The organism is Bacteriovorax sp. Seq25_V (assembly GCF_000447795.1).
Taxonomy (GTDB): domain Bacteria; phylum Bdellovibrionota; class Bacteriovoracia; order Bacteriovoracales; family Bacteriovoracaceae; genus Halobacteriovorax_A.
Genome location: NZ_AUNI01000015.1, coordinates 24,582 through 46,218, shown reverse-complemented (window position 1 = coordinate 46,218; position 21,637 = coordinate 24,582). Strand labels below are relative to the sequence as shown.

Here is a 21,637-nt window from a genome sequence, read left to right as displayed (position 1 = left end):
TAATGGCACTTAAATTCATTGATCAGGCAGATCTAACAGATAAAAAAGTAATCGCAAGATTTGACTTCAACGTTCCGCTTGATAAGAATGATCCGTCGATCATCACTGATACGACGAGAATTGATGAAGCTCTTGAGACAATCAAGTACATCTTTAACAATGGAGCTTCAAAACTAGTTCTTATGTCTCACCTTGGTAGACCTGATGGAAAACCGGTAGCGAAATACTCACTTGAGCCAGTTGCAAAGTATCTTGCAGAAAAATTAGATACTGACGTTGTTTTATCAGAGTCAGCTCTTGATAGATCAATTAAAACGCTACTAAATCTTGGTGAAACTAAAATTCTTCTTCTTCAAAACGTAAGGTTTCACGAAGAAGAAGAAAAGAATGATAGAGAATTTGCAAAAAAACTTGCTGAGTATGGAGATATCTATGTGAACGACGCCTTTGGTGCAGCTCACAGAAAGCACGCTTCAACTTATGAGATCAATGCATTCTTTAAAAATAGAGCATACGGTGGACTTCTTCTTAAGAGAGAGATCAGTGCCCTATCTAAAATCGTTGAATCACCAAAAACTCCATTTGTTGCAATCGTTGGTGGAGCAAAAGTAAGCGATAAAATCAAAATCATCGAAAGACTTCTCTCTAACGTAACTCACCTTCTTATTGGTGGTGCAATGGCGTATCCATTCTTAAAAGCAAGTGGGTACGATATCGGTACTTCACTTTGCAATGACGAAGATATTGCTCTAGCAAAGAAAATCCTTAGAGAGAAATCAGGGCATAAAATAGTTCTTCCAGTTGATCACCTATGTTCAAAAGAATTTGGTGGAGAACCTCAAGTTGTTGAGAACAGAAATATTCCTGAAGGACTTATGGGGCTTGATATCGGACCAAAAACTCTTGATATCTACAAAGAAAAATTATCAGGGGCGAAGACTGTTTTATGGAATGGCCCGATGGGACTATTTGAAAATGAAACATATAGTAAAGGAACATTTGGAATCGCGAAGATTCTAAGTGACGCTCCTTCTGATTGCTTCACACTTGTTGGTGGCGGTGATTCTGTAAGTGCAGTAAACAAGGCCGGTCTTGCAAGCAAGATGGGACATGTTTCTACTGGTGGTGGAGCAAGCTTAGAATATATCGAAAAAGGTAACCTTCCGGGTATCGCAGCCCTTAGATTTGGATTGGAATAAACATGAGAAAAACACTAGTCGTTGGAAATTGGAAAATGAATCAGTCACTTGGTGACATCGAAGCTTTCTTTACTACTGTAAAAGCATCAAACTTCACTGATGAAGCGTGGATTGCTCCTCAAGCACTACACCTTTCAAAATTGATTGAATTAGCTCCAAAGAATTTCAAGACTGGTGCTCAAAATTGTTCATATGAAAACTCAGGAGCATTTACGGGAGAAGTATCTCCTACTTCATTAAAAGAGCTAGGCTGCGAATTCGTTATCCTAGGTCACAGTGAAAGAAGAGCAATCTTTAAAGAAACTCACGAGGAACTTAATTTAAAAGTTAAAAAGGCCCTCGTAAATAATCTCAAAGTAATCTTCTGTATTGGTGAAACTCTTGAAGAGAGAGAATCAGGAAAAATTGAAGCTGTTCTTGGGGAACAATTAAAAAAAGGTCTTCAAGGTGTTTCATCTTCTGATGTCATTGTTGCTTATGAGCCAGTTTGGGCAATTGGAACTGGAGTAACAGCTACTCCAGCGCAAGCACAAGAAACTCATGAGTTCGTAAGAAAATTCCTAAAAGAAGAAACAGAACTTAATGCAGAAGAAACACTTATCCTTTATGGTGGAAGTGTTAAACCAGATAATGCCAAAGAATTATTCTCTTGTGCTGATATCGACGGTGGACTTGTTGGTGGAGCATCTCTAAAAGCTGAGAGTTTCATGGGATTATATGGAAAATAACGAAGGCATTACTGTTGAAGCTATTGGCTTTGATCTAGTACCAAGTGAAATGGGACATATTAATCGTCTCATCAACGATCTTTTCCAACTATGTCCGATTGATTCACTCATCAATCTTAAATTTTCTAAAGAAGATGAAGGATTTACTGGTTTAATCGAAGTGCAAAGCTCAATTAAGAGTTTTGCTGCCGATGGAACTGGATCTGACATTCAATCACTTTATCGAATGCTTGATCAACAAATTCAAGATCAGCTTATGGTCTGGAAAAAAGATCGTTTTAAATAAATTTCCCCCTAACTAAATTGCAATAAACTTCGTAAAATAGCTTAAATCTATTTATGGAGTTTATGTGCAAAACCTTCCTCAGGAACTAAAAGATCTTGTCAAAATAATCGGTGCTTCACTTGGTGAAGAAATTAGAAATGTCTACGGTAACAAAATCTACACCCTCGTTGAAAAGCTTCGAGTCGAATTCAAGAATAATCTAGCCTCAACATCAAAAGAAAAAAGTGTACATCTCCAAGAAAGCTTAAAAAAGATTTATAAACTAAGTGACGCTGAGGCGATTAATCTTTGCCATGCTTATGGTGTCTATCTCGAACTAGTAAACCGTGCTGAAAATGCTTACCGTCACCATCGCCTAGCAAGCGACAAACGTAAAAAAGAGCTACAGAGCTCTCCCTATGCAATCATCTATGTTTTTACTGCTCACCCAACGGAAGCACGCTCAGAAAAGCTGATGAAGTTATTTAATTCGACAGAAGCACTACTTATCGCCTTTTTAGAAGGGATTGAAGATACGTTTATTTCAGAACTTAAATTTCATCTTAATCTTATTCTTCGCTCGTCAATGGCGTCGACGAAGAAACCGACGGTATTTGATGAGGCCTCACATATTTACAATATCGTTTTAGATAAGAAAATTCTGGATCTGCAAGTTAAAATGCAACAACGAGGAATTACAGTACATTTTAGAAGTTGGGTTGGTGGAGATAAAGATGGTCACCCTTTTGTTAATCACCAGACGATGAGAGACTCTCTACAGCTTTCAAGGGACATTCTACTTCGCTATGTTTCTTCTCACTATAATAAACATCTCAAGCTTTTAAAACAGACTGATCTTCCGCTCAAGGCGCTTGAAAAAGAATCACAAAAACTTGTGAAGCTCTTTGCAAGTGTTAAAGAGATCAAGAAGCTTGACGGAAGAAGGATAGCTCTTTTAAAAGATAGTTTTTCTAAGTATTGCAAACTCTTTGAAAAAGAAATTAAAAACCAATCACCATATCTGGAAAAAATTAAAAGTATTGTTTGGCTCTACCCGACTCTTGTCCTACCTCTGGAAGTTCGTGAGGACTCTTCTCTTGTTCATGAGGCACTCAAAGATAAAAATTTTGAAATCTATAAAATGCTCAAGTACCTACAAGAGATTTCAATTGGCGAGAGAAGTAAGTGGTATGTGCGTGGCTTTATTCTTAGTATGTGCGAAGAGGCCTCTGATTATCAAGCAGGGCTAGACCTCGTTAAGAAAGCGCTGAAGGAACTTTATATTCCTGTAGTTCCCCTGTTTGAAACACAGAAAGCTCTTTCGAATGCCCACAACATTCTAAATGAAGTTTTTAAGAAAAACCCGACACTACTAAAACATCATCAAAACAAGTGGCACTCTCGCTTTGAAGTTATGCTTGGCTATTCAGACTCTTCAAAAGAAAGTGGAGTATTTTCTGGGAAATGGCTTATTGCGAAGGCAATTAATGCCATTGATGAAAATTTGCTGGCAAAGAAGTTAACGCCAGTTTTCTTTCACGGTTCAGGGGGAAGTATTGCTCGTGGAGGAGGATCACTAAAAGAACAGATTCGTTGGTGGCCTAAAAGTGCGCTAAATATATATAAAGTTACTATTCAAGGTGAGATGGTTGCTCGTACTTTTGGGGATTCCCTAATTCTTCAAAGTCAGGTCGCAAAAATAACTACTGAACTTAATGAAATTAAAAATCAGAAAATGGATGCAAAGTTTATTTCAACGATGGATGAAATGGCAAAGCTATCAACAGCAGTTTATAAGAACCTTTTTGATAATGATAAGTTTGTTCACGCTATTAAGGCTGCGACTCCCTATCTCTACCTTGATCACTTAAAAATTGGATCAAGACCATCAAAGAGACAGAAGACAACTTCAACTGAATTAAAACTTCGAGCGATTCCATGGATCCTTTGCTGGACACAAACGAGAGGCTTACTCCCAAATTGGTTTGGGGTTGGAACAGCTTGGAGAGATATCGATGTGAGCTCAAAGAAAGTCATCAAAGACTCTTATCAAAGCTCAGATTATCTAAGATCATTTATCAACACTCTTGGTTTTAGTTTAGCAAAGATTGAAATAGAGGTTTTCAAGGCCTATCTTAATGAGTTCATGGATAGATCGCACGCCGATGAAGTTTATCAGATCGTCGAAAATGAACTAATGCTTGCTAAAAAGTTTTTCATTGAAGTTTCTGGACAAAGAGACCTACTCTTCTTTAGACCTTGGCTTGGCGAGAGTATTCAGCTTCGCTCTCGTATGATTCATCCAATCAACCTATTACAAATAAGGGCCTTGAAAAATAAAGATTATCAGTTATTAAGAGAAACTGTGACTGCGATTGCGTGTGGAATGATGACGACAGGATAAAAGGAAAAGCACATGAAATTATCATGTGCTCGTATATTTTCTTAGATTAGAAACACTTTGACTGGCAAACCTGATATGCCCAACCTGCATCATCGCGACACTTGTCATATTCTTTTGAACTTTCATACTTACATAGAAGTCTTTGAGGGTTCCATGAGGCCATGTCATTACAACCTACTCTTCTATCAAGGTCATTTTCATAACAAGTAATTCCAAGTGATTCAGTTTCGTGGTAACACTCATTTAAACAACTATCAATTCTCTCGTAAGCATAACGATAGTAGCCGCCTTCAATTCTTCTATTATATGTTTTAACGCTATCTGAAACTTCATTTAAAATTTCTTCACGACGATCAGACTCTTCATACTTTGCAATAACATCTTCTTTAAACTCTTCAAGCATCCTCACGGTTTCACGGCGAGGATCATTTTCACGACGCTTTGGATTGTCTTCATGGTACATGAAGGCCTTATCTCTTTGTTCATCTGTCATTTTCTCAAGTGCTGAGAGGTCAACCTTTCCTCCGCCACTATGAGCACTTCTAATACGGCTCCCTACGTGTTGAATGGCCTCACCTAAGTTTGAAGGTTGAAATCCATCAGCAAAGAGTCCTTCTGCATAGCTATTAGTACAGATCAACATGGCGATTAAAATTGATTTTTTCATAACTTCTCCTAATATTTAATTCTATTTAAGCAATTCCAATTCATTTTCAATTTATTTCCAAGAATTTTAAAATTATCTGTAAGTTGTAAACACTGAGCTCTATTTAATTGAGCTCGGACTCTCATTTTTGAGTAACAGTACCAAAGCATATCATCAGCATTTTCAACATCTGTATTTCGACTTGCCGCGATCAGACAGGAATTAACATCTAACTGAGCTTGATTGGATGTTAAACAACTCCAATCACTTTTACTTTTAGTGGCCAAACATGAACTAAGAGTACTCATGACTGGTTTTAGTTTTTGGCTTTTTAGATCTTTACAAGAATTTATATAGTTCGAGTATAGACCTGTGACATCAGCTATGATTCCTCTTTCCTCTAGATCCTTCATTTCAGATGAATGGGATTTATAAATTTTACAAATTTGAGCGGCTCTTACGTAATCAATTTCATCTCGCATGACAGAGCTTACAATATCCTCAAAAAAATCATCATATTCATACTTAGTAACTAGTCGATGAGTACGAAGAAAATTGATCATTTCAAGCTGTATTGAAGAAAGACCTTTTGATATTTTTAATTTTTCTTTGACTATACCTTTTAGACTATCCTGTAGCTCGAGGTCGTATCGAATCAAATGCTTCAAGTACATATTTTTTTGATTTCTAACGATAAAGTCGATATATTTTTTTCTATTTTCCTGACTTAGAATATTTCTCCAAGCAACCTCTGCTTTAGAAGCATCAAAAGTAAGTGCATTTTCCTTCCAGTCAACAGAGTTACTTAGCTTAGGAGTTGAGACCCTTAAGCTTGTTCCTTTAAATGCTTTTTTAAATTCTTTGACATCAAATCCATGTGACATTTTTTTATCTTTACTAGATTTTCGAATTGCTGTTCTAACCTGTGGACCAGCATATCTGCCAAGTGGTCCAGTGCTTTCAAACCCCAACACTATGTCAGCCTTAGAGAATATAGAATTCATGATCTCCTCGTTACTTTCTCCATAATTAAGATATCTCGTTGCAGCAACTCTTTCTGCGAGATCAAGAGGAAATCCATCATTAATTAAAACATTTAGATATTCATGAATGTTTCTGTGATCTTTTTTCTTTGATGCCATTGTGTTGCAGCCCATAAGCATCACTGTTTTAGATTCAGTCAAAACACTTGAACAATAACCGTCTTTCTTGGCCTGTAGTAGCTCCGCCATCGATAAGGTAATTGAGCTTCCCTCTCCAAAAAATACTCCCCCGAAGTGTCCAGAAAATACTGTAATGTCACATTTTTTGACACTTCTACATGCTTGCTCAAACCAGCGTGGGTCCTTTGATTCTATTGGAACAAATTCCGTCAGTGTCGCCCCAAGAGGTTTAAGCTCCTGAAATAAGGCATCTCTCTCATCTGTAGAATTGAAAGCAAAACTACATATATGGAGATTTGCTCTCGTCATCAAGCTGATAAGCAAGAGGAATAGAAGTGGTATTTTTTTGTACATGCATTTTACAATGCATCTTGTGTGCCAACTTAAACTAAGAAATCGTAGTGAATGAACTCACAAACCTTTTGATATCCAATTTTTTGATAAATTGAATTCGAGATAGGATTTGAAAGATCGGTATGCAAGTAGCAAATATCAAATCCGTCATTTAGTAGGGCTTGAGAAAGACTCGCAACAACAGCACTGGCAAATCCTCTCCCTCTTGCTTCTGGAGGAGTGTAGACAAGAGAAATTCCCGCGCCTCGAATTCCTTCGCGAATTCGCGCGGCCATAGCGACAGGAATATTTTCTTCACTTATCCATAGAAAGACTTTTCCGTATTTGAGGTTTCGAGTCATCATTTTTTCTGCATGGGGAGCGGCTTCATCATCAAAACAATCTAGTAGAAATCCTCGAAGAAGTTCCGTGCATACTTCAAGATCTTCCATTGTCGCCTCTCTTACACTTCCCTTTACATTTTTTGGGAAAGTAACTTGCGATAATTCATAAAGTCCCTGATCAAGATTCATCTTTACTTTATGACCATAGAAACTTACAAAATCTTTTACTGTCTGTTTAAAGCCAACAACACCTTGAAGTTTTATTTCATCACTACGTAGCTTCTTTATCAGGACAGGAAGAAATTCTTTTTTTATTTGAGTAACGGAAAAAGGTCGTTCTTCACCTGTGCGGATCGCGCAGCCAACAACTTCATCTTGGTGGATAATTGAATAAAATAATTCACCACCGTTATCTTCATATTCACTTTTAGATAAAGATATAGAGAGACCTAGAACCAAATTATTAATGGACTCATTTTGCTCAAGAAAAGACTGACTCATTTTTAAAAAACTATTCGCGTCCTTGTGACGAACTACCTTTGCCATAATCTTTGTAACACTCTTCTAAAGTGGTTTTAAAATGTGAATTATTCATTTTATGAATCAACTCCTCCGTATCGACTGGGAGATCATATGTTGAAACAAAATAGTCATAAAGTTCTTTTCGATACTCTTTTGGAAAGTTTGCTGTCTTAAGATTGATATCTTTTCCTTTTACAAAAACAGCATCTGGCACAAATATGTCAGAGAAATCTTGATTTTGGAATACCGGCTTAAATTCAATCCCATTTTCAAAACCAAGTCTTGCTCCAATTTTTTCTAAAGCCTTGGCCGGGAAGCACTCCATTGCAGGGTACTTGAGTCCGTGATTTATCATAATATCTTGAATCTTTTGATTTAAATTAAAGATTGTATCTCCGGCCGTATAACCAAAGAGCTCGTGGGTTGCAATTTTAGAATTGAATGAAGGAAATTTCGACTTAAACCACGGCATTATTTTTCGCTCGAGAAGATACTTAATACTTCCACTTCCATTTTCAACCGAAACATCAAAATCAGCGTGAGATAGTTCGTGAAAAGCAGTTGAAGCAAAAACAAAGAAGCGATACTTTTCATTAGCTTTCATATCATCAATACCAACAATACGATCACCAACAAAGTAACTATCTTTTAAAACTATAGTATTTGTAAAATCATTGTAAGTAGCCTCCGCGCCAGTTCTTTCCATCTGCCAACGCTGAAAAGCCGTTGGCTTCTTTATACTTATCTTTGGAGCAATTTCCTTGAGATGACTCGCATCCATTAAAAGCAACTTCTCAAGACTTCTAGAGAAAGAATTTACTTGATTTACATTCCCCGCAAGGGCACTCATACAAAACATCATTGGAATTATTTTTTTCATCCTTTAATGTTCTAATGAAGTACCCTCCTCGTCTAGTAAGAGTCATTATTTGTAAGATTAAGCCGCATTCACTTTCTTTACGTAAGCATCCAAGTGCTCCAAACAATTTCTCCAAAACTCTTTATGATGTTTCACTGAAATCGCCGTCGGCAAATTTGCATGGGTCAACAAGAGCGTAGTCCCGTGTCGCTCATTTTCAACAAAATCCAAAGTTACCAGCGTGTCTTTAACCTCTCCATCATTCCAAACCATATCAATGTGGCGATTTGGATAAATCGATGTGTACTCTCCATAATAGTGTGAGATGTCTCCAATATCAGAAACCATTTCAAAGTGATATTTTCCACCTGGGCTAAAATCAGCATTAATATTAGTTCTCATCGAGTCATCCTTGATCATCCAGGACTGCATTTTCGCGAAATTGGAAAAGTCCTCAAATAACTCATTTGGTCGCACGTTGAATCTTTTCTTTGTGTGGTATTCCATAAATACCTCCCTTAATATTGATTCTAATAGGTAAACATAAAGACTTTATGAATTGAGTGTGGCCATCCATTCAAAGAAATGAGCTAATCTACTGTTTTTACATATATTTCAATGAATAATAATTTCGGCTCATCGCAACACTCGAGGTTATTGTAATCGAGTACTGATTTTGTTATAACTATTGATATTTATTTTATTTGTCTAACTTTTAAAGGATTATATATGGTTACAAGTTTAATGGTTTTCCACGCAGTTATTTCTGTATTATTAATTGTTCTAGTTCTTCTTCAATTTGGAAAAGGTGCTGAAGCAGGTCTAATGGGTGGAGCATCTGATGCTGTATTCTCTGGTTCACAACAAGGAAATATTCTTTCAAAAATTACTGTTGTTTTAACTATTATCTTTATTGGTAACTGTTTAATCCTAGCAAAAATGCAATCAGGTAAAGAGTCTAAGTCTCTTCTTGATAGTGAGGCGCCAATCGCTGCTCCACTAAATTCTGATGCCGCAGCTCCTGCACCAACGGCAGCTCCTGCAGCGCCAGCAACAGAAACTCCAGCACAAGCTCAGTAAATAACAAAGGCCTCAATAGAGGCCTTTTTTTGAATTACATTTTGTTTAAGTCCGCTTTAATCGCTTTCTCTTTTCTTTCACTATAACGATCAACTAAAAATTCTGCATTATCACGAGTAAGAAATGTAAAACGCATTAGTTCCTCCATCACATCAACAACACGATCTCTAAAGCCTGAATCCTTCATAGTTCCATCATCATTAAATTCTTGATAGGCCTTGGCCACAGATGATTGATTAGGAATTGTGATCATTCTCATCCATCTCCCCAGGATTCTCATATTATTAACAGCATTAAAACTTTGTGATCCACCACAGACTTGCATAACGGCGAGAGTTCGTCCCTGTGTAGGTCGAACAGCTCCGAGAGTAAGTGGAATCCAGTCAATTTGAGATTTAAGAAGTCCTGAAATATTTCCGTGAAGTTCAGGAGATGACCATACTTGCCCTTCTGACCACAGACTCAACTCTCGGAGTTCTTTCACCTTTGGGTGATCTACCGAACGATCATAATCATACATCGGCAGGCCTTCTGGATTAAAAAATTTAACCTCCGCACCCATGAACTCTAAAATTCTTCCTGCCTCTTCTGCGAGCAAGCGAGAATAGGAGCGGTCTCTCAAAGAGCCATACAACATTAAGATTCTAGGTTTATGCTGTGAGACCTTCACTCCCTCTGGAACTAAATTAAAATTCTCTTTAACTAAATAATCCACTAGTATCTCCATTTATTAGAAATTTTCACAAGACTTAACATGACGGGAACCTCAATTAAGACACCGACAGCTGAGATTCATGACTCATTTTTTTTCATCCATTAGTTTTTCTATATTAGTAATCATTTCTTTAATTTCATCACGAACACGACGGTAGACAGGCAAAATCTGTTCTTCTTCACTAAGCCCTTGAGTCAATCTTGGGGGATCATCAAAACCAACATGAATAATCTTTCCACCTGGAAAATAAGGACAATTCTCATGAGCATCAGAACATACGGTAAAGACAAAATCCATCTTCACGTCATTTAATTCATCGGTAGTATTTGATTCGTGGCCGCTTATATCAATTCCCACCTCTTGCATTACTTTGACAGCATTTGGATTCAGGCCATGCTTTTTTGTTCCTGCGGAGTAAAAATTAAAAACATCACCTTTGAGATACTTCCCCCAGCCTTCGGCCATTTGAGAGCGACAAGAGTTTCCAGTACATAGAAATAGAACGTTTTTCTTCATTTATTTTTCCTTTTTAGTCACAAAACAATCAAGTATCGGACAATCACTCAAGGGCTGATTCTCATCCACACAGCAATTGGCCAAACTCTCCAATGATTTTTTCATTTTTTTAAGATCAGTAATTTTTTGATTTATTACAGATATTTTTTCCTGAGTTTTAGATAGAACATCACTGCACTTAGCTTGATTTTTTATTTTCAAATCCAAAAGTTCTTTAGCTTCATTCAACGTAAACCCAAGTTCCTGAGATCTTTTTATAAAACGTATTCTCGTAACATAGTCGTTTGAATATTGCCTAAAGCTTCCAATCTTCTTCGGCTGCTTTAAAATTCCTTTTCTCTCATAGAAGCGAATTGTTTCAACATTAACCTCTGCCGCTTCTGCTAATTTACCAATTGTTAAGATTTCATCCATTCTCATGTTCTACACCCCGTACCATAGTACGGAGTCAATATATCAGAATATATACTAGGAAAAAATAGAATAATGAGGTCTAGAATCGTATTTGCAATGCAGCTTTGTATTCTAACTGATCTTTAAATCCTCTTTTATTTTCAATTTCTAACTTTAAAACATTGCTGTTTTCAAATTCGTAGGAGCTAGAAAACCTAAGACTAGGGAGGATATTCTCTTGATAATAGATATTTTTATTTTCCAATAAGAGAATAAGATTATTAACTCTTAGGCGTAGTCCTAATTTTACAAAAGGATCAAGTCTTGAAGTATCTTTTCCAATTAGTCCTTCGGCACCGAAAAATGAAAAGAAGATTGAGTCACCACGAAATACACTGACTCCCAAAGCTCCACCAAGGTTTAGATAATTCTCATCTAATAAGAAATCCCTGCGCATGAAGTCCATCTTAAAATTCCAGGAATATGTTTGGGCCTCAAGGAGAAACGGAGCAAGAGAGTTTATCTCTACCAAGTTTATCTCTGTGAGCTTAAATGATTTATCATTAAATTTTGACTTAATACCAAGATAGTCAATATATGAGAATCCATCATGCCCACGAGGGCCATCAGTTAGACCCTGATAACCTAATTTATACTCTAGCAATCCGTAAGTTCGATTATCAATTTGCGCTACCCCAAGAGATAGACTATTTGGATCATGGAAAAGAATCGGGTCCTCTTCCTTATTAATATCATATGAGAAAGTATTTGAGCTGACTCTTAAAGCCGCTCTTCTTTTTAAAATCTCATTCATTCTCTTTTGCTTTTCAGTATCAAGATTTGAATTACTTTTATAACTTTCAAACTTATAAAAATCGATGAGTGCATCGAGAACCTTTACAGAGTTTTCTTCGTTAATAGTTGTAACATCTGATTTCAGTAAGACGTAACGACCTCGCTCATCTTCACTCATTTCACGTAGTCTCTTTCTTAACACCTTATTAATTGCTGGGTAGAAAAGGTCTTCTTCTTTTCGAATTGAATTCTTGGCCCACTTAATTGTTTCGATAGGATGAGCAAAGAGATAGCTTCGTCCATCAAAGAAATTAAAATCTTCATTAACTATTTGTAGCGTTTTTAAAAGTTGGCTCGAGCAATTCTCGTCAAAGAAGTAATAACTAAAACCAGTATTCTGGGATAGCTCCCACAAAGCCTTTACAAAAAACTCGACTTGCTCCTTAGATAAATCGAGTTTGTACTGCCACAGATCCCTATCTTCGGCATTTTGATAAAGTCCGACATTCATATAAAATGGTTTCACTTCATAGTTACCAACATAACCGCCAGTGATTCCCTTAACTGCGTAAGTAAAGGAGTTGTCATCATTATTTGTGAGGGCCATGAAGCCAACGCTATAATCATTTAAAGCACTACTTCTGCCAAGCCCACCTCTTGAGAGCCTCAGAAAAGAATGCCCAAACATTGAAGCTGGGTTTGAAACATAACTAGAAGCATAGACGAGATAAATATCTTTTACAGCAAGCTCTTTTGCCCAATCTTTAAACTCTCGACATTCTACATTTTTAAACTCGGGATGATATTTTTTTATGAATTCGTAACGGGCCGGAAAAGCACATGCAAATTTCTTTCCTTCTCGACCAACCTTGAGATCATTTCTTATTGCTTTTAGTGAAAGCTGCCATTCTTTTTCTAGACTTTCTTTTTTAGAAAGATAAAACCAGTCACTATGGTAAGCCTTAAACTTTCCATTTTCAAAGAACAAAAGACGCTGCCACGTCTTAGAATTATGACCACTATCCTGCGCATAAATATACGCAGGAATTATGATCGTAATTAGAAATATTTTAAGAAAGTGAACAAGATTGAACAAGAGTTGGGTCAGTTAGAATAACTTTATAAGTTTCCATTAGCACTTCTTCATTAGATGCTTTGTCCTTGAAAACATCTTGGTACTTGTCTTGAAGTTTTTTAGAGAAGTATGGAAGATCTTTATTTTTGCAACCGATTGTTTGACCAAACGCTTGTAGGAACTCTCCATTACCTTTTGCAACTTCTGTTTTAAGTTCAATGTAGTTTTGAGTTACAAAGTATAAGCTCTTCTCTTCCGTTTTAACGATTGAGTGTTTCGTACAGTTTGACGTACCAAAAGTCATACCCAGTGTTACTGCTGGAAATAAAAAACCGTTTGTCGTTGCTCTTAAAGAAGATGACACTAAAGAGTTCTTTTTGAAAACATACCAACCTGGACCACACCCACTTGATCCATCTCCTGCGAATACACTTGCACCAAAAACAAGTGCAAAAACTACTGCTAATTTTTTCATCTTACTTCCTCCTTGAAGTTAATCTCACTCAACAATAATTATAGTCTAAAAAAGCGGAAGTATGAAATAGGCAGAATCAATACTAGAGAATTTCACTCGGTATAAGGATGTAATTTCAGGAATTTAAATACTATATAAAAAACTAAAAGTTGAAATTTATAAGCATATACTATATAAGCAAACAAAATTTATCTAAGAGATCATCTATCATGTATATGCTTCAAATTTTTATCATTCTATTTTCACTTTTATCTTGTTCAAGCCCTCAGAAAAGAGAATATGAAGAGAAAACCGTCTTTAAATATAAAACGAAAATCCCATTGCTTACTGATCAAGAAAGTAAAGATTGTCTCAGAAGGCGAGAAGACCTTACCCCAGAAAGTAAGTATGCATCAATCTATAAAGAAACGATTAAAAAATTTCCACAAGAGAAAAGAAAAGAGTGGGCCTATTGTCAATATTTTGATAACGCTAGCACTCCTAAATTTGATCGGGCAATGAAAAGCAATCTCTATTATGAATCAATGATTAATTTATATTTGTTAACAAAGGTAGATATTTCTCTACTAAATACTCAGTCATATTTTGACTTTGATAAAAATAAAATTATAACATTTCAATTTGACAAAGATTTACCTACTCTACCAGATCTTTTTTCTATAAATGAGTTAATTTTTTTTGAAGATAACTTCATCGGCTATTTCCAAAAAATAAAAAGCAAGGATCCTATCATTTTTAGTCACTTATATTTGACACATTTACAGTATTATCTATTTGTAGCAAATGAATTTAAAAATAAAGTTTTGCACTGTGACAACATTTCTATGGAATATCCAGTAAATAGACTTTTAGAATCTGCATTAATTGTAAAATTGTACCTCCTTAGGCTTGAGAAATTCTATCCTCAAAAATACTTAACATTAACTGCTCAAGCTGGTTTCTCCGATTACATTGATTCAATACAAAAAGAAACTGCCCAATTTATTTCCTTTTTCAACAATTCAAAATTTACTTGTACAATAGAAAGAAAAAAATTTGATGTCCTCTACAAGGAATATATAAATGCCGAAAAATTTGCGTATTAGGAATTTTCGTATCTCGGTTTGAACTAATTAATGAATCAGAGAAAATTATTTTGCTATGCTAAATCGAATAAAAAGGTCATTGGTTAAATTAACACATCTTTCATGAAAGATGATATTCCGTTTTAACGAATAGCTAAAATTTAGTTTTATATTTTAGCTATTCGTTAGAAAGGTTCTCTGCATATCTTTTGTTAAACAGGGACATAAACCATTGAAATCAATGAACTTCCCCCTGAAGACAAACTGCTTTTGTTAAAGAACTCGTCACGTTCGGTAAATTTTCAGGAGTTATTTAACATTTTATGATATTCTAAAAATATGTTTACTGTTTACAAGTTTAATAAATATTTGAAATTGAATACAAATACTCTATAAAGTGAGTTGTCATGCTTAAAAAAATTAAAGTGGGTTTAGTAAGCTTTAGAAAATCTTTTAAACGGGAAGACATCCCTCTCTACACAACTATTGTGTTTATCGTGGCTACATTTGGACTCACATTACCAAAAGTATTTTACAGTACTTTAAGTCTAATCAGTAAGCCTTTTTTCGTCCTTGTTTTATTAGAACTGATTTTTAATCTAATCAGAATGTTTAGTACTCATTATATTCATAAGCTTTCAGTTGCTAAAAAACCATTTAGAGATTTTTGCTTCTATTTTTTACTTGCAGATGTTGTTATGACTGTTGCTTCGTACTACTCGTTTAAATATCTAGACACAAATGAGATCTCTTATAGCTATCTTCATTATCTCCCAACATCTACAACTGACATTGCACTAAAGATTTGCTTTTTTCTTATTTTTGGATTCTTCTTAAAAAGATTAATAAAGGATTAACATATATATGCTACTGTTGAGTGTTCGAAAACATAATATTAATGCTTAATAAATTGATTTAGCCCCTGTTTTATAGACACTCTATAGTGTTAGATAATTTATTTTGTTCTTTGACCTACCGTTATTTCTCGTGAAAAAAATTTCATGGCAATAGATGACTTATTTAAACTAACGACTGAATTCATAATAGTAACAAAAAAAGCAAATTAATCTTTATAATATTATCTTCAAGACAGGGCTCATAAGAAAGATCGGATTCGCTCGATGGGTCGATTAATCATCATTTTTCTAACACCTTACTGAGCAGTCACAGCATATCGTACAAACTTTATACACATCAATAGTTTTTTCACGAAGCCTAATTTAAAATCGTAGCTATGTTAAATTTGCTAAATGAAGAACTTACTTTTACTATTTATACTCGCTGTTATTGTCTCATCCTGTGGGCAAAAAAGTCCCATAAGTGATAATGAATATAAAATGACCTCTTCATATATTGTGGGTGGAGACTCAAAGGAAAACCATCCACTCTCAACAACTGTCACATTAAATAATGGTCATTGTTCAGGTGTAAAAGTAGGGAAAAACAAGATATTAACCGCTGCACACTGTCTGTATTCTGAAGGTACAAATGTCTACTTAAACTACTTCCCAGGATACAAAAATATAATCACAAATCACCTAGGAAACAGTAAAGAATACCCTGTTAAAAACACTTTTATTCACAAAACTTACACGGACGAAGTTCAAAGAATTGAAGAAGGCAAATCGACTAACGAAGAAGCTTCAATAAGTTCTTATGACATCGCCCTAATAGAGTTTTATGAAGAAATTAAAGATGTTAACACTGCTGTACTGAACCTTACTGACACTAATTTTTCAAACTCTCTTGTCATTACCGGTGGAGGTAAGGAACTTAATAAGGATGGCCGCTTCGTTGACGCCCAAAAAATTAAAAGTGCTTTTGTTGACCAAATTCAAATAGAGGACATAGACGAGGTATTTTTAGAGGAGTATAAATCAGAAAAGATAGATACCTACTACTTACTAACTCTTGGCTCTATGTCAAATAGTAATAAAGCTAGTCTTGCTCCGGGAGACTCAGGTGGAGGTATTTTTTTTGGTAATAAACTGATTGGAATAAATTCCTTTTCGGCGCACCTTGTTCCAGTAAAAACATACTTTCATGCGCACACGAGACTAGCAGATCTTCAAGTCTGGCTTGAAGATCTTTTGTAAAAATTAGGGTTCAGACTTACCTGGATTTGTTATATCATCGCCCATTGCGCTTGGTATTTTTCCAGATAATCCAAATGGGTTATCATTCTTACTTTCTGTGCAGATTCCTTTCTCGCAAGAAATTTCTTCTTTTATAACAGCCAAACTTTTTCCGCTTAAATTAATTCTATAACCATTTAGCTCAGTATCTCTCCCTGGTCTAACCAATCTACAATCAGCTTTAATACATGCTAAAACCTCTAGTGAAATTGGTCCACTTTGTCCATCTTCATAGTTAGGATTGATTGGATACGTCCCACCATTATTCTGGTCATCATATTCTTTCTTCTTTTTATCGGCATTTCTTTGTGCCTCAGCTGCCTTTTCGGTTGCTTCCTCTGCGGCTCTTCTTGCTACTTCTGCTGCTTCTTTCGCTTTCTTTGCCTCTTTCTCAACTTGTTGCCTTTCTCTTTCCAATTTATCCAAACTATCTTGCGCTTCCTTTTTAACCGTACCAAAAGAAACTATTCCTCTTCTTCTACGAATCAAATATTGGTTTACTAATGTATTCGGAATGCCAGTTTTAGAATCTACAACTAGGGGTAGCCTCTCCCCTAAAGGTTCAGCAAGAACGATTATTTTTACAATATAGCTCATCACTTATTCCTTATTTTTTACATTTTATTTAACAAAAAAATATATGCATGTGTTGAATAAGAGTCCAGGGAATTTATTTATATTGATTTAACAAAAAGAAAAGGGGCGAAAGCCCCTCTATAGTTGATCTCTATATTTAAAAGTTAATTATTATTTAACACTTTTAAACATGTGCTCGTTAAAACGGAATATCATCAGCAGTAAAAGATGCATCAGAAGTGATGTCATAACTTTGATCCATCATATCGTTGCTTGATGATTGTTGTTGGTAGTTACCAGCAGAAGTTGCTTGACCTGCACCTGTAGTTGCTCCACCTAGGAACTGTACAGTTCTTGCATTAATTTCTGTCGTATATCTCTTGTTACCATCTTTATCGTCCCAAGATCTTGTTTGAAGAGAACCTTCGATATAAGCTTGACGACCTTTTGCAAGATATTGTCCACAAAGCTCAGCTAGTTTTCCCCAAACTACAACTCTGTGCCATTCTGTTCTTTCTTGTTTTTGTCCACTCTTGTCACTCCATGATTCACTTGTTGCAAGTGTGAAGTTACAAACTGCCATACTTGATGGAGTGTACTTTAATTCTGGATCTTGTCCTAAACGTCCAACTAAAATAACCTTGTTAACACTCATAATTCCTCCGTTCTTCGCGTATGAGAAGTACAACTTTAGATTCTTCTCAAAACCGCAAGGTTGTTATTATTTGCTTGTTTGAGAGCTAACATAGTATGAAATTAGCCCTTTTTGAAGCAATTTCTACCTGTGCAAGAATGAGTAAGGATACTAGTGCGTCAAGTGTTTGAATTAAGAGAGGTGAAAATAAGATGAATTCAAAAATATACAGAGGGCGTGCAAATTATGCTTCGCCACCCTGCATATCCTGTTGTGTGTGTATTTTCTCAAGCTTTGCATTTGGGTCAATTCCCCTTTGAACCCAAAATTCATGAACTTTAGTACGTGCGACTTTGACATCTTTCTTATACCAAGAAGCATCAAAGCCACAATGAGGACACGGAACCTCTTTTCTAAAATTCACACGCAAAGAGGCTTCAAAACACGCCCATACCAAGAAGAATGAAAAGATTCCCTTCAATTCCCAGATAAAGTAAGTGCATGCAGTGATTGCCACTGTAATGAGAAAAATCTGTAAATAATTTTTTGCTGAAAGATGAGGATTTGTAATTACCGCTCTTTGAGTTCCACATAGTGGGCAGAAAAACTCTAAGTGAGCATTCTTATACTTGTATCCTCTTGAATCGATATAATGATTTTTATTCACGTTCAAATCACTCCTTATCCCCTATTATAGCTTGTCTCGACGATTCTCTCCTAGCGGGCAATTAGTTCTTCACGCACTCTCCCATTTTCAAAAGGCACCCAGATCGCCCCTCGACGATCCGGGTAGAGAACTTTTTTGAAAAGCAAAATGCTTTTTTTAGATATGTCATACATGACAGCTTTGACCGGTGAACCAACGTGCTACGAAATCCATTGACCCAGTCCCATCCCTGGCAGTTATTACACTTCAAGAGCCAGGCCAAGCCGACCAATGCGCAAAGCATTAAAAAGACACTTTGTTTGACGGCAAGATGGCCCTAAGTTACGATAGTGGTGCAATAAAAACACTGAGGAAAACAATCAAACATGAATGAAATAAGGGAAAAAAATTCCTTAGCTAATAACGACAAAGGACAGTTGAGTATCTTTCTATCCGTCCTCCTCATTGTTATCTTTACGCTGATCGCATTCATCGTGAACATTGGTCTCTTTGTTAAGGCCAAGATCAATCTTCAAAACTCTATCGACTCTGCTGCTTGGTCAGGTGCTGCCGTACAAGCGCGACAACTTTCAAATATTGGCTACCTTAATTGGGAAATGAGAAATGTCTTCAAAGAGTGGATGTTTAAATATTATGTTATGGGCCAGATCTCAAATCCAAAAACTCACCTTGCAAACGCAGGAGACTGGACTGGTTCGGGAGTTGACTTTCGCCTCAGAAGATTCGATGAAACTGGAACTTCAACGGGGGACCGTTTCAATCTTCCTTCAACTTGTATTCACTTTGGTTCAACTCACAATATCTGTGCCGTTTATCAAGTTCCAGGCCTTCCAAGGTTTAAAGTTGCTGCTCTGGCAAACGTCAGTGAATACTTTGAAGCAGCCGTTGATACTTTCGCACAAACCAAAGCAAAGAACTGTTCGGATCGTTCAAACTATAACTTCGCAGCAGCCATGAGTTACGCTTTCTCAACCGGAACTCAAGCGATGTCTGACGTTCCAATTGTAGCGGGAAATAAAATTGGAGCTTGGATAAAAGCAACAGAGCTTGCTCTGCGCATGAGAAATCTTGAAATGATTACTAATCGTCCCCCTGTAGACGAAATCTGCCAAGATGGATGTGCCAATAGCCTAAATCGTCTCGTCAGTGATGATGAGTCTTTTGGATTTCCAATTAATGAAAGGCCAGCCAAAGCCTTTCAAGCAGCATTCAAAAGTCTTGGTGGTGGTAAGTATAAAAATCAAGACGGCTTCGCGGGTAGTTTAAGAATTACTGAGCTTCGCCCTAATGCCTACACGCCAATGGCCGGTTCTCTTTCAGAATTCTTAATCCCAAAAGACACGGGTTTTGAATATCCAGATGGTGAAGGACCAACGAATAAATATTACGTCGACCTTATTCCAATGCTTGCTAATTATGCAACTTTCTTCACGACGTTTGCTTCTCTTTCTGGAAGTCTAGATGAGTATGGTATTCCAGATGCTGGAGACGTAACGACAGAGGCCTCATGCTTTTCTTCTAAAACGGCGATGCCGGTTCCTGGCTATATTATTGGCTTCATGAAGAACCCACAAGTTCTCACATACTACGCAATTAAAGGCGAGGCGAAATTTATTGGTCTGCTGAACCCTTTTATCCGTGACGGTGGAATCAATCTTAAGGCCTATGCGGCTGCAAAGCCTTATGGGGGAAGAATTGGTCCGGCACTATTCAAAGGAAAAGGAACTGAGCCTTCGCAGTGGAAGCAGCTACAGCCTCGCAGACCATCTCCAAGTGGAATTGGGATCAGTTCGAACTACCTCTTTGGATTTAACCCAGGTGGAATTAGTGCAGATGTAAAAGGTCGTCCAATTCCAGAGTCGTCTGAATTTTATATTGGTGTCAACGAAGCAGATAAGGCAAACGAAGTAATTGGCGGAACACCTGACGGTTCAGGGGCTAAACTTAAATTTGCTGTACCAAATCTTGTCTACACTCTTCCGGCCGTAAATACAGGAACGCAAATACCGACAACCGCCTTCTACAGTAGCCCAACAGTCCCTACAACCGAATCGGCTGGGCTCTATGATAAAGAACAATATAGAGCATTTAAACAAAATCTTGTCGGAACAGAGTCTTCTGCAACAATGTCTGCACAAGAAATTGAAGACTCGCTTAACAACGTCCATGCGCCAACTCCATATGATATTGCAAACTACCTAGTCCCTACTTTTGAAGAGAATGGAGAAACAGAATCAAAGCCTACTCTTAAGAAGATCGATGGTGACTTCTATGCTCTCTACGCCCCTCTTTTTGGGCCAAAACTTCTGTATAATAGTAAGGAAACTGTTTCGTCCATTATGAGAGACTATGTCGACAGCCTTGATGCCTCAGTTACCGCTTACACAGACGCTCTCAAGATCGCTGCTGACGCCATTAGAAGTGCTCCAACAACAGCAGGCTCAGGTTATGCTGACGCCGCAAATTCAATCTATGAAGCAGGAGGAATGAAGCCAATTCCTGTAGCGAATCCAGCAGAATGCGACAATATCAGTATTGCAGCGAAGTTTGACTTCTTTTTCCGCGGAAATAGTGCTGCAGGGCCAACAACTTGTAATATCCTTCCACTCTCTGAAGCGATTGGTGAATACCTTTTTGAAATCAGTAGCAATGCTACGACTAAAGACTTTCACATCTTCAAATTTACAAAGAAAGGCGACCTCACAAACTCACAAATTTCAACAGCTTATGTACCTGGGGAGAACCAGGGGGCCTCGCCTGACGGAACTTTTCAAAACCCACTAAACCCAAATTACGTCCCACTAAATATGAGACGTAATCACTACTCAACGAAGTTTGTCGCAATGAGCACTCTAGTTGATCAAAATAGTGGCTACAATGGTAGTGGTTCAGATAAGATTTATCACGAGCACCCAACAACGCCGGCAAGCCCATTTTCAGGCTCACCACCAGATGATTATTCTAATCTAGGAATTAAGAATATGCTCGAAGGGAACCAATTGAACGAATTTGGCCCTGATTTAAAATTCTGATTAAAAACGCTTGAAAA

General features: G+C 36.8%; 22 protein-coding genes. 9 read left to right on the top strand and 13 right to left on the bottom strand.

Annotation, left to right across the window (positions count from 1 at the left end):
- Positions 1–2 precede the first annotated feature (2 nt).
- From pgk to M900_RS07930, 4 genes are all read left to right on the top strand, one after another.
- Positions 3–1,199, top strand: a complete 1,197-nt coding sequence (gene pgk / locus M900_RS17925; protein WP_021274747.1) for a phosphoglycerate kinase — start codon at positions 3–5, stop codon at positions 1,197–1,199.
- 2 nt (positions 1,200–1,201) lie between these two features.
- Complete coding sequence (gene tpiA, locus M900_RS17920; RefSeq protein WP_021274725.1) at positions 1,202–1,927, top strand: triose-phosphate isomerase; 726 nt, start codon at positions 1,202–1,204, stop codon at positions 1,925–1,927.
- Positions 1,917–2,213, top strand: a complete 297-nt coding sequence (locus tag M900_RS07935) for a hypothetical protein (RefSeq protein WP_021274743.1) — start codon at positions 1,917–1,919, stop codon at positions 2,211–2,213. The genes tpiA and M900_RS07935 overlap by 11 nt, the downstream gene beginning before the upstream one ends.
- 64 nt (positions 2,214–2,277) lie before the next feature.
- Positions 2,278–4,596, top strand: a complete 2,319-nt coding sequence (locus M900_RS07930; protein WP_021274478.1) for a phosphoenolpyruvate carboxylase — start codon at positions 2,278–2,280, stop codon at positions 4,594–4,596.
- Positions 4,597–4,642: 46 nt separating this feature from the next.
- Here M900_RS07930 and M900_RS07925 read toward each other — a convergent pair whose 3' ends face one another.
- Genes M900_RS07925 through M900_RS07905 form a run of 5 tightly spaced genes read right to left on the bottom strand, consistent with a single transcriptional unit; the run spans position 4,643 to position 8,970 of the window.
- Positions 4,643–5,263 carry a hypothetical protein gene (locus M900_RS07925; RefSeq protein WP_021274486.1) on the bottom strand — a complete coding sequence of 207 codons (621 nt, stop codon included), beginning with the start codon at positions 5,261–5,263 and terminating at the stop codon, positions 4,643–4,645.
- 8 nt (positions 5,264–5,271) lie between these two features.
- Positions 5,272–6,759, bottom strand: coding sequence for a hypothetical protein (locus M900_RS07920; RefSeq protein WP_034732031.1), 1,488 nt, complete (start codon positions 6,757–6,759; stop codon positions 5,272–5,274).
- Between the two features lie 29 nt (positions 6,760–6,788).
- A complete protein-coding gene (locus tag M900_RS17135; RefSeq protein ID WP_021274656.1) occupies positions 6,789–7,628 on the bottom strand; it encodes a GNAT family N-acetyltransferase in 840 nt (279 codons plus the stop codon).
- Positions 7,594–8,484, bottom strand: a complete 891-nt coding sequence (locus M900_RS07910) for a hypothetical protein (protein ID WP_034732029.1) — start codon at positions 8,482–8,484, stop codon at positions 7,594–7,596. The genes M900_RS17135 and M900_RS07910 overlap by 35 nt, the downstream gene beginning before the upstream one ends.
- Before the next feature lie 57 nt (positions 8,485–8,541).
- Positions 8,542–8,970: an SRPBCC domain-containing protein gene (locus M900_RS07905; protein ID WP_021274317.1), complete on the bottom strand. Its 429-nt coding sequence runs from the start codon at positions 8,968–8,970 to the stop codon at positions 8,542–8,544.
- A gap of 222 nt (positions 8,971–9,192) precedes the next feature.
- On the opposite strand from M900_RS07905, the gene secG reads away from it, so the two are divergent.
- A complete protein-coding gene (secG, locus tag M900_RS17130; protein ID WP_021274450.1) occupies positions 9,193–9,543 on the top strand; it encodes a preprotein translocase subunit SecG in 351 nt (116 codons plus the stop codon).
- A gap of 34 nt (positions 9,544–9,577) precedes the next feature.
- Here secG and arsH read toward each other — a convergent pair whose 3' ends face one another.
- From arsH to M900_RS17125, 5 genes are all read right to left on the bottom strand, one after another.
- Entirely contained in the window at positions 9,578–10,270 is a 693-nt protein-coding gene (gene arsH / locus M900_RS07895) for an arsenical resistance protein ArsH (protein ID WP_198295977.1), read from the bottom strand.
- A 72-nt stretch (positions 10,271–10,342) separates the two neighbouring features.
- Positions 10,343–10,774: an arsenate reductase ArsC gene (locus M900_RS07890; RefSeq protein ID WP_021274457.1), complete on the bottom strand. Its 432-nt coding sequence runs from the start codon at positions 10,772–10,774 to the stop codon at positions 10,343–10,345.
- Positions 10,775–11,188 carry a MerR family DNA-binding protein gene (locus tag M900_RS07885; RefSeq protein ID WP_034732267.1) on the bottom strand — a complete coding sequence of 138 codons (414 nt, stop codon included), beginning with the start codon at positions 11,186–11,188 and terminating at the stop codon, positions 10,775–10,777.
- A 79-nt stretch (positions 11,189–11,267) separates the two neighbouring features.
- On the bottom strand, positions 11,268–13,058 hold the full coding sequence (locus M900_RS07880) for a DUF4105 domain-containing protein (RefSeq protein ID WP_034732026.1): 1,791 nt from the start codon (positions 13,056–13,058) through the stop codon (positions 11,268–11,270).
- Positions 13,033–13,512 (bottom strand): DUF3015 family protein, encoded by a 480-nt coding sequence (locus tag M900_RS17125; RefSeq protein ID WP_021274429.1) that lies wholly within the window; start codon positions 13,510–13,512, stop codon positions 13,033–13,035. The genes M900_RS07880 and M900_RS17125 overlap by 26 nt, the downstream gene beginning before the upstream one ends.
- A gap of 215 nt (positions 13,513–13,727) precedes the next feature.
- On the opposite strand from M900_RS17125, the gene M900_RS07870 reads away from it, so the two are divergent.
- The 3 genes from M900_RS07870 to M900_RS07860 all read left to right on the top strand — a co-directional run bounded on the left by M900_RS07870 (position 13,728) and on the right by M900_RS07860 (position 16,672).
- Positions 13,728–14,597, top strand: coding sequence for a hypothetical protein (locus M900_RS07870; RefSeq protein ID WP_198295976.1), 870 nt, complete (start codon positions 13,728–13,730; stop codon positions 14,595–14,597).
- A 587-nt stretch (positions 14,598–15,184) separates the two neighbouring features.
- Positions 15,185–15,433 carry a hypothetical protein gene (locus tag M900_RS17805; RefSeq protein ID WP_021274687.1) on the top strand — a complete coding sequence of 83 codons (249 nt, stop codon included), beginning with the start codon at positions 15,185–15,187 and terminating at the stop codon, positions 15,431–15,433.
- Between the two features lie 393 nt (positions 15,434–15,826).
- Entirely contained in the window at positions 15,827–16,672 is an 846-nt protein-coding gene (locus M900_RS07860) for a trypsin-like serine protease (RefSeq protein ID WP_021274566.1), read from the top strand.
- A 3-nt stretch (positions 16,673–16,675) separates the two neighbouring features.
- On the opposite strand, the gene M900_RS07855 is transcribed toward M900_RS07860, so the two are convergent.
- From M900_RS07855 to M900_RS07845, 3 genes are all read right to left on the bottom strand, one after another.
- Entirely contained in the window at positions 16,676–17,308 is a 633-nt protein-coding gene (locus M900_RS07855; RefSeq protein WP_021274452.1) for a hypothetical protein, read from the bottom strand.
- A 178-nt stretch (positions 17,309–17,486) separates the two neighbouring features.
- Complete coding sequence (locus M900_RS07850; RefSeq protein WP_021274334.1) at positions 17,487–17,942, bottom strand: single-stranded DNA-binding protein; 456 nt, start codon at positions 17,940–17,942, stop codon at positions 17,487–17,489.
- A gap of 223 nt (positions 17,943–18,165) precedes the next feature.
- Complete coding sequence (locus tag M900_RS07845) at positions 18,166–18,588, bottom strand: hypothetical protein (protein ID WP_021274446.1); 423 nt, start codon at positions 18,586–18,588, stop codon at positions 18,166–18,168.
- Positions 18,589–18,953: 365 nt separating this feature from the next.
- Here M900_RS07845 and M900_RS07840 point away from each other — a divergent pair, with 365 nt between their 5' ends.
- Positions 18,954–21,620, top strand: coding sequence for a Tad domain-containing protein (locus M900_RS07840; protein WP_021274381.1), 2,667 nt, complete (start codon positions 18,954–18,956; stop codon positions 21,618–21,620).
- Positions 21,621–21,637: the final 17 nt, after the last annotated feature.